The organism is Leisingera sp. (assembly GCF_034669605.1).
Classification (GTDB): Bacteria; Pseudomonadota; Alphaproteobacteria; order Rhodobacterales; family Rhodobacteraceae; genus Leisingera.
This window is the reverse complement of record NZ_JAXMOX010000202.1, coordinates 1-8,007: the sequence shown is the minus strand read 5'-3', so window position 1 is coordinate 8,007 and position 8,007 is coordinate 1. Positions and strand designations below refer to the sequence as shown.

At 61.7% G+C, this 8,007-nt stretch carries 10 protein-coding genes; 5 read left to right on the top strand and 5 right to left on the bottom strand.

The window, feature by feature from the left end:
• Together VOI29_RS20095 and VOI29_RS20090 are read right to left on the bottom strand one after the other, a co-directional pair.
• Window positions 1-532: COX15/CtaA family protein (locus tag VOI29_RS20095; RefSeq protein WP_323782879.1), on the bottom strand; the 532-nt coding region annotated here is incomplete at its 3' end.
• A 60-nt stretch (window positions 533-592) separates the two neighbouring features.
• Window positions 593-1,345, bottom strand: coding sequence for an RNA methyltransferase (locus VOI29_RS20090; RefSeq protein WP_323782876.1), 753 nt, complete (start codon window positions 1,343-1,345; stop codon window positions 593-595).
• A 181-nt stretch (window positions 1,346-1,526) separates the two neighbouring features.
• Between VOI29_RS20090 and VOI29_RS20085 the strand changes: the two genes are divergently transcribed.
• Window positions 1,527-2,159 (top strand): thiamine phosphate synthase, encoded by a 633-nt coding sequence (locus VOI29_RS20085; protein ID WP_024090198.1) that lies wholly within the window; start codon window positions 1,527-1,529, stop codon window positions 2,157-2,159.
• 15 nt (window positions 2,160-2,174) lie between these two features.
• On the opposite strand, the gene VOI29_RS20080 is transcribed toward VOI29_RS20085, so the two are convergent.
• Entirely contained in the window at window positions 2,175-3,326 is a 1,152-nt protein-coding gene (locus VOI29_RS20080) for a HupE/UreJ family protein (protein WP_323782870.1), read from the bottom strand.
• On the opposite strand from VOI29_RS20080, the gene VOI29_RS20075 reads away from it, so the two are divergent.
• The 4 genes from VOI29_RS20075 to VOI29_RS20060 all read left to right on the top strand — a co-directional run bounded on the left by VOI29_RS20075 (window position 3,325) and on the right by VOI29_RS20060 (window position 6,786).
• Window positions 3,325-4,134 carry a DUF4198 domain-containing protein gene (locus VOI29_RS20075; RefSeq protein WP_323782867.1) on the top strand — a complete coding sequence of 270 codons (810 nt, stop codon included), beginning with the start codon at window positions 3,325-3,327 and terminating at the stop codon, window positions 4,132-4,134. The genes VOI29_RS20080 and VOI29_RS20075 overlap by 2 nt on opposite strands.
• A gap of 41 nt (window positions 4,135-4,175) precedes the next feature.
• Window positions 4,176-5,084 carry a PfkB family carbohydrate kinase gene (locus VOI29_RS20070; RefSeq protein ID WP_323782864.1) on the top strand — a complete coding sequence of 303 codons (909 nt, stop codon included), beginning with the start codon at window positions 4,176-4,178 and terminating at the stop codon, window positions 5,082-5,084.
• Window positions 5,081-5,995: a pseudouridine-5'-phosphate glycosidase gene (locus VOI29_RS20065; RefSeq protein ID WP_323782860.1), complete on the top strand. Its 915-nt coding sequence runs from the start codon at window positions 5,081-5,083 to the stop codon at window positions 5,993-5,995. Before VOI29_RS20070 ends, VOI29_RS20065 begins: the two co-directional genes overlap by 4 nt.
• An 80-nt stretch (window positions 5,996-6,075) precedes the next feature.
• Complete coding sequence (locus VOI29_RS20060; protein ID WP_323782857.1) at window positions 6,076-6,786, top strand: DUF502 domain-containing protein; 711 nt, start codon at window positions 6,076-6,078, stop codon at window positions 6,784-6,786.
• Window position 6,787: 1 nt separating this feature from the next.
• Here the strand turns inward: VOI29_RS20060 and VOI29_RS20055 are convergent, their stop codons facing one another.
• Both VOI29_RS20055 and VOI29_RS20050 read right to left on the bottom strand, forming a co-directional pair.
• Window positions 6,788-7,816, bottom strand: coding sequence for a patatin-like phospholipase family protein (locus VOI29_RS20055; protein WP_323782853.1), 1,029 nt, complete (start codon window positions 7,814-7,816; stop codon window positions 6,788-6,790).
• 100 nt (window positions 7,817-7,916) lie between these two features.
• Window positions 7,917-8,007, bottom strand: a 91-nt coding sequence (locus VOI29_RS20050; protein ID WP_323782882.1) for an SDR family oxidoreductase, incomplete at its 5' end; no start/stop codon positions are given.

Sequence of the window (8,007 nt, the reverse complement as noted above, 5' to 3'; positions counted from 1 at the left end):
CTTCGCCCGGGTTCACACCTGAGGAAACCATCCACCAGCCAATCGCGCCCTGCACACCGCCCATAATACCAGGCAGTGCCAGCCGTCCGGCCCAGCCCGCCGGGATTTTGCGTGCGGCCAGAAAGCCCAGAAAGCCAACTGCCCAGATCAGACCAATGATGCGGCCCAGCTGGCGATGGCCCCATTCCCACCAGTAAATAGATTTAAAATCAGACAGTTGCATCCATTTGTTCTGGATGCGCCACTGGTCTATCTGCTGGTATTTGTCGAATTCCGCCTGCCATTCTGCTTCGGACATAGGCGGGATGGCTCCGGTCACGGGGCGCCATTCGGTAATCGACAGGCCAGAGTCCGTGAGCCGCGTCAACCCGCCCACCACAATCATCGCAACCACCAGCGCAAACAGCACCATAAGCCAGGCCCGGATACCCTTGCGGGCGCCGCCGCGGCCGCGGTCGATCAGTCCCGGCTGTACTGCGGGCACGTCGGACTTCTCGCCCTCAACCTCTTCGAAAATGCTGCGCTTGCTCATGCTTGCCTCTTTACCATTGCTGCCAAGCTAAGGACGGATTTGGGATTGGTCCAGACCGGCTCACTCGCCGCCGCGCTCTTTCCAACGAACCATCTGCCGCATGATCCCGTGCAGCATCTGCACATCCGCGCGGGTCATCCGCATCCGGCTCCACAGATTGCGCAGATTGGTCTTCATGCTCTCAGCTTTTTCCGGCGGGAAGAAAAAGCCCGCCTGGTCCAGGCGGTTCTCGTAATGCTCCACCAGTTTCTCGACTTCCACACCGCTCGCCCAGTCGCCCTTGCGGCCGAGGTCAGTGGTTTCATGCTCCACTTCACCGGATTGGCGCATCCATTCATAGCCGGTCAGCAGCACGCATTGGCCCAGGTTCAAGGAGGCATAAAGCGGGTTCACCGGCACCGAGATGATGGCGTTGGCCTTGGCGATGTCTTCATTCTCCAGTCCCGCGCGCTCGGGCCCGAACATAACCGCGACCTTCTCGCCCGCCGCGATCTTGCCAGCTGCGATCTGCATCGCGCGTTCGGGGCTGTAGACGGGTTTGGTCAGCCCGCGCTGGCGGGCGGTGGTGGCAAAGACATAGGTGCAATCGCCCAGCGCCTCGGGCACATCCGCACAAAGCTGTGCCTCGTCCAGCAGCCGGCCGGCACCTGATGACATCGCAACCGCCTTGGGGTTCGGCCAACCGTCCCGCGGCGCCACGATGCGCATCCGATCGAGGCCAAAGTTCCACATTGCCCGCGCCGCGGCGCCGATATTCTCGCCCATCTGGGGGCGGACCAGGACAAAGGCAGGTTGAGGCGTATCAGTGGGCATTGCTGCAGGCATCCGTCTGTTGCGCGTAAAATCCGCCTTGCTGTAATCCCCGCAGGCGTCCGGGGCAAGGTCCGGCACCTGACTTGCCGGTATTTCCCGCTTGCGCTGGCTGCGCAAATCCTTGCGTCCGGCGGCAAATCGGCTAAACACCGTTCAATCGCCTGAACAATGGAGCGCCACCATGGACAGCCCTTCTGACGCACCGGAACAGCCGCAGATCTACTTGATCTCCCCGCCGAGCTTTGAACTGGGCAAGTTTCCCGGCCAATTGGCACGGGTACTGGACGAGATCGGCGTGGCCTGCGTGCGCCTGGATCTGGCCAGCCGAGACGAAGACACCCTCAGCCGTGCAGGCGACGCACTGCGCGAGGTCACCATGGAACGCGATGTGGCGCTGGTAATCTCGGATCATCAGATCCTGGCAGAGCGGCTGGGCCTTGACGGTGTGCATCTGACAGACGCATCCAAATCCGTGCGCACCGCGCGCAAGGCGCTGGGGCCGGATGCGATTGTCGGCTGTTTCTGCGGCGCGTCGCAACACGACGGCATGGTAGCAGGTGAAGCGGGCGTGGACTACGTGAGCTTCGGGCCCGTCGGCACTTCGGGCCTGGGGGATGGCGCACAGGCTGAGGCTGATCTGTTCCAATGGTGGTCCCAGATGATCGAGGTTCCTGTGGTCGCAGAGGGCGGCCTGACCGAGGATCTGGTACGCAGCATCGCCCCGTATACCGATTTCTTTGGCATCGGAGACGAAATCTGGCATGCCGAGGACCCGCTTGCACAGATCAAAACCCTGATGCGGGCAATGGGCTGACCGTTTAGCGGGGTTTTACAGGAACACCCGCTCGACGAACCAGTACCCCCCTACCATCGCAATGGTGACCGAGGCCGGGATCGCCACACGGCCGCGGTATTTCGGATGCTGCCCGAACCACAGCCGCACGCCCAGGTAAGCCGCCGCAATCACTGCAAGCTGGCCCAGTTCCACGCCGATGTTAAAACCGATCAGGGCTGGCAGGAACTGGCTGGACGGCAGACCGAACGCGCCCAAAACGCTGGCAAAACCCAGCCCGTGCAACAGTCCGAACCCAAAAATCACAAAAGCCCGCCAGCCGTGCAGCTTGCGGGCGAAGATGTTCTCGACCGCGACAAAGACAATCGACAGTGCAATCAGCGGCTCGACAATACTGGCGCTGACCGACACCACCCCCAAGGCGCCCAGCGCCAGTGTAATGGTATGCGCCACTGTAAAGACGCTCACCTGCAGCAGCAGCGGCTTTACCCGCGGGCTGAGAAAAAACAGCCCCAGTACAAACAGGATATGATCCAGCCCCTTCGGCAGGATATGGGTAAAGCCGACGGGAATGTATTCCGCAAAGGCCTCGACCGGTGTCTTGGCTGCACCGCCCTTCAACGGGATCGGCGGCGATGTCTCTCCCCCCTGGAGGTAACCGGTATAGGGTTCCTTGACCCCGTTCTGCCGCAGCACCACGCCGCCGGACCCGGCAGGCCAGAAAATCCGCAGGCTGTCGGCCGTTGCCGGAATTTTCCCGGTCAGCTCCAGAAAAGACGCGCGCGGCAGGCTGGCATCGCCAACCTCCGGTATAGTGACATGCGACAGGCGGAGGTCCACTGCCCTGCCGGCCCGCAAGGAAAACGTTTCCAGCCATTCTTCGGCGAACAGCCGGACCATCGGTTCCAGATCCTGCATCCCCAGTCCGCGCAGTTCATCGTAGTCAGCGGCCTGCGCCGTCTGGTTTGTGTCCGACAGGCCATCCAGATCAATGCCGGCGACAAACGCCTCGACATTCAGCCGCAGCCCCAGGGTGATCTGCCCGTCCTCCACCCGGAAATCGGCAATCGCCGGTGTGACCTCATGCGCGCGGACATTTGCAGCTGCTATTGCAACCACACTGAACAGCAGCGCAAATAGGATCTGCAGCCAAGTCACACCGCGCCTGACAGCCAAGGACAATTTCATGCAATACCGCCTGTTCTGCTCAACTCTCTGCGCCGGGCTGGCTTTGGGGGCCGCCCCGCTGTTATCCCACGAGTTTTGGATTGAGCCGGAAAAATATCAAGTGCCTATCGGCACCGGGGTGGTGGCGAGATTACGCAACGGACAGGAATTCAAGGGGGCCGAACAGCCTTACTTGGATCACCGGATTGCCCGGTTCGAGGTTGTTCAGAACGGATCTGCAACGGCTTATGAAGGCCGGATGGGCGACATGCCTGCATTCACCGCCGACGAAGAAGGTGACGGTCTGGCCGTGATCATCCACCAGACACAGCCGCAGATGCTGATCTATGACACCTGGGAGGACTTTCAGGCCTTCATCGATCACAAGGGTTTTGCCGGCATTCCCGGTCAGCACCACGCGCTTGGCCTGCCGGACGCGGGCTTTGCCGAACAATACACCCGCTATGCCAAGGCATTGATCGCCATCGGCAGCGGTGCAGGCTCCGATCAGGACACGGGGCTGGAGACCGAGATCGTTGCCCTCGCCAATCCCTATACCGATGACCTGTCATCAGGTCTCCCGGTTCAGCTGCTGTATCAAGGCAAGCCACGCCCCCAGGCACAGGTTGAGATTTTTGCAAAAGCGCCGGATGGCAGCATCAGCATCAGTACCATGCCAACCGATGCACGGGGTGAGGCGGTCATCCCCGTTACCCCAGGGCAGTCTTACCTGCTTGACGCTGTGGTGCTTCGTCCCGCCCGTGAAGGCCAGGATTATGTTTGGGAAAGCCTCTGGGCGGCGCTGACCTTTGCGGTGCCTGCACCGTGATGCCTCTTGCGATGAACCGGCAAAGGCGGCAATAGGTCATTATGACACAAAACTCCGCTCCCCAGCGCCCCGCCATGCTGTGCATCGGGTCGGTCCTTTGGGACATTATCGGTCGCTGCAGTACGGAGATGCAGCGCGGCTCGGACATGCCCGGGCGCATCACCCGGCTGCCCGGCGGCGTTGCCATGAACATCGCCATGACCTTGTCGCGTTTCGGGATGCAGCCTGCATTGCTGACGGCCGTGGGCCGCGATCCCGAAGGTGACGAGCTGATCCACGCCTGCAGCCACTTTGGCCTGATCACGGATTACATCTACCGGTCCGAGGATCTGCCCACCGACCGCTACATGGCAGTCGAAGGCGCCAACGGGCTGATCGCTGCCATTGCCGACGCCCACTCGCTGGAGGCCGCAGGCGACAAGATCCTGCGTCCGCTGTCCGACGGCGCATTGGGCACCTGCGATGCCCCGTACCGGGGTCAGGTTGCGCTGGATGGCAACCTGACGCTTTCGGTGCTGGATGACATCGTGGCCAGTCCCGCCTTTGCCAGTGCCGACCTTCGCGTCGCTCCAGCTTCGCCGGGAAAGGCGGAACGGTTGCGTCCATTTCTCAACCGCACCCGCGGCACGCTTTACGTGAACCTCGAAGAGGCTGGCATCCTATGCCAGGCAGAGTTTACCGATAGCGAAACCGCTGCGCAGGCAATGCTGGATCGCGGTGCGGCTCGGGTGCTGGTCACTGATGGCGGCTCCTCTGCCACCGTCGCCGATGCCGAAGGCGCCATCACCCTTGTTCCGCCCCGCGTGACCGTCGCCCGGGTGACCGGCGCCGGAGATACCTTTATGGCCGCCCATATCGTTTCCGAGGCACGGGGCGAAGACCGCAAGACCGCTTTGGCCTCCGCCCTCGCGGCCGCGGCCACATATGTTTCAGGAGAACCCCCGTTGTGATCGAAATCCGCTATTCATCCGAAGTCCAGACCGCCAAGACCGCAGGTCAGGCCATTGTTGCGCTGGAAAGCACCATCATCACCCATGGCATGCCCTACCCGCAGAACGTCGAAGTCGCCGCCCAGGTGGAGCAGGACATCCGCGATGCCGGTGCCGTGCCCGCCACAATGGCCGTTATGAAAGGCGTGCTGCATGTGGGGCTTGAACCCGATCAATTGCAGGTGCTTGGCCAGGAAAAGGGGGTTGCCAAGATCTCCCGCGCCGATATGGCCGCCTGCATCGCCACTGGCGGCACCGGTGCGACCACGGTTGCGGCGACTATGATTGCCGCACGGCTGGCCGGGATCGAAGTCTTTGCAACCGGCGGTATCGGCGGCGTGCATAAAGGGGCCGAGACCACATTCGACATTTCCGCCGACCTGATGGAACTGGCGCAAACCCCGGTCACCGTGGTGGCTGCGGGCGCCAAAGCCATTCTCGACGTGCCGAAAACGCTGGAAGTGCTGGAAACCCAGGGCGTGCCAGTGATTGGCTATGGCCAGGACAGCTTCCCGGCATTCTGGTCCGCGCAGTCCGACCTGAAGGCGCCTCTGCGTATGGACGGGGCCGCCGGGATCGCTCGCGCCCATGCCACCCGGAAGGCCATGGGCCTGCCCGGAGGCCAGCTGGTCGCCAACCCGATCCCGGCAGAGGCCGAAATCCCGGCCGAAGAGCTGGCGCCGGTCATCGCCCAAGCCCAGTCCGAGGCCGATGAACAGGGCATCTCAGGCAAGGATGTAACCCCCTTCCTGCTGCGCCGGATCTTTGAGCTGACCGGGGGACGCTCGCTCACCGCCAATATCGCCTTGGTGCGCAACAACGCCCGTCTGGCGGCAAAGATCGCACAGGAACTGAACAAACGGCCACAATGATTTGATTTTCCGGGCGGATGCCATTGCTCCGCCCGCAATCAGTGCCTAGGTTCCAATCGAAATTCAGGTGAAGCAGCCCCATGACAACGCCCTTCGACGAAGAACCTCACCGCCGCCGCGGACTGTTTGCAAGTCTGCGCGCCTCCTTCTTTACCGGGATCGTCGTCATTGCACCGGTGGGCCTGACCATTTGGCTGCTGTGGTCGGTGATGGGCTGGATCGACAGCGTGGTGCTGCCGCTGGTTCCAACCACCTTCCGGCCCGAACAGTACATCGGCATCAACCTGCGCGGTGTCGGGCTGATCATCTTCCTGCTGTTCACAATCGTCGTTGGCTGGATTGCCAAGGGTATCCTCGGCCGGTCGCTGATCAGTTTTGCCGAGAGCCTGGTAGAACGCATGCCGGTGGTCCGCACGGTCTATTCCGGTATCAAGCAGATTTCAGAGACCGTTTTCGCCCAGTCGGAACGCAGTTTTGAAAAGGCCTGCTTGGTGCAATACCCGCGCAAGGGTATTTGGGCGATCGGGTTCATCTCCACCGCTGCGAAGGGTGAGATCGCCAAGAAGGTCGAAACCAGCCGCGGCCTTACCAGTGTCTTCCTGCCAACCACTCCAAACCCGACATCCGGTTTTTTGCTGTTCGTCCCCGAAGAAGATGTGATCGAGCTGGACATGTCAGTGGAGGATTCTGCCAAGCTGGTAATCTCGGCAGGCCTTGTCTATCCGAACCCCAAGGACCCCTCAAAACCGCTGGAGAACGGCAAGAAAGCGGCAGTGAAAGAAAGCGCCTGACCTAGCTGAACATCGCGGGCAAATCCGTCGAAGAACGCACTCCGAGGTTCTTCCCGTCCCGCGCCAGAAAGCTGTCTGCCGCATCCCGCCCCGCCTGTTTCAGCCGCGCCAGGATCTGCGGCACAGGAAACAGCTTGGTGGTGACTGACAGCTGCGTCATCAGCTCATCATCGGCAATCATGTGAACCCGCACTTTCTTCATCCGCCCGGGTGCTAGCGTTCCATCCGCCAGCAGACGCTGAACAAAGCTGATAGCCCGCAACTCCCGCAGCAATGACGAGTTGAAGCTGATCTCATTCACCCGGTTGCGGATCTGCTGCGGCGTCTTGGGAATCTCGTCGCGCTCCAGCGGGTTGATGTTCACAATCACCACATCCCCCGGCAGCCCGGCGCGGAACAAGGGAAACAGTGCCGGGTTGCCAGTAAATCCGCCATCCCAATAGGCCTCCATCCGCCCGGTGTCCGGATCCTCGATCTCCACCGCCTGGAACATGTCCGGCAGGCAGGCCGAAGCGAGGATCGCATTTGTGCTGATCTCCTGCCCCTCGAAAATGCGGATCTTGCCGCTGCGCACACAGGTGGCGCAAACGAACAGCTCCGGGCCTTCCTCGGCGCAGACTTTCGAAAAATTGAACGCCTCCACAACCTCCTGCAGCGGGTTCTTGTAGAACGGACCATAGTGATAGGGTGAGATCGCCTGGCTCATGGATTCCATCGGAGAAAACGGCATTGCCGCCTCCCAGGCGCCTGCCCAGGCCACCGCATCAAACCGGGTAAGCCAATGGGCAAAACGCATGTCCCCCACCGCCCCCATCCGCCGCCACAGACTGTTCAGCGCCGCCTTGGCGCCCTCGCGCCCGCCCTGAACCATACCGGACTTGAATGCTGCGCCATTCAGCGCGCCAGCCGAAGTTCCGGTAATCCCGGCCACCTCGGTACTCTCATCTTCCAGCAGCCGGTCCAGCACGCCCCAGGTAAACGCTCCATGCGCGCCGCCGCCCTGCAGGGCCAGATTAATGCGTTTCACCAAAATGCACCTGCCCATTTCATCTTTGCGAAAATGCTCCGGGGCTGAATTTTCCCGGCTGCGGCATTGGGGGCCGGCCCCTCCCGCCGCTTCCAGGCGACGCCTACAGCGCCGTCCAGCCGCCATCGACACTCAGCGTCGTGCCGGTAATTTGCGCTGCGGCATCGGAACACAAGAACACCGTGGAGATCGGA

Excerpts from the sequence above, each read along its gene's own strand:
- VOI29_RS20080 (WP_323782870.1), bottom strand. The coding sequence starts at position 3,326 with ATGAAATTGTCCTTGGCTGTCAGGCGCGGTGTGACTTGGCTGCAGATC.
- VOI29_RS20090 (WP_323782876.1), bottom strand. The coding sequence starts at position 1,345 with ATGCCCACTGATACGCCTCAACCTGCCTTTGTCCTGGTCCGCCCCCAG.
- VOI29_RS20075 (WP_323782867.1), top strand. The coding sequence starts at position 3,325 with ATGCAATACCGCCTGTTCTGCTCAACTCTCTGCGCCGGGCTGGCTTTG.
- VOI29_RS20060 (WP_323782857.1), top strand. The coding sequence starts at position 6,076 with ATGACAACGCCCTTCGACGAAGAACCTCACCGCCGCCGCGGACTGTTT.
- VOI29_RS20070 (WP_323782864.1), top strand. The coding sequence starts at position 4,176 with ATGACACAAAACTCCGCTCCCCAGCGCCCCGCCATGCTGTGCATCGGG.
- VOI29_RS20085 (WP_024090198.1), top strand. The coding sequence starts at position 1,527 with ATGGACAGCCCTTCTGACGCACCGGAACAGCCGCAGATCTACTTGATC.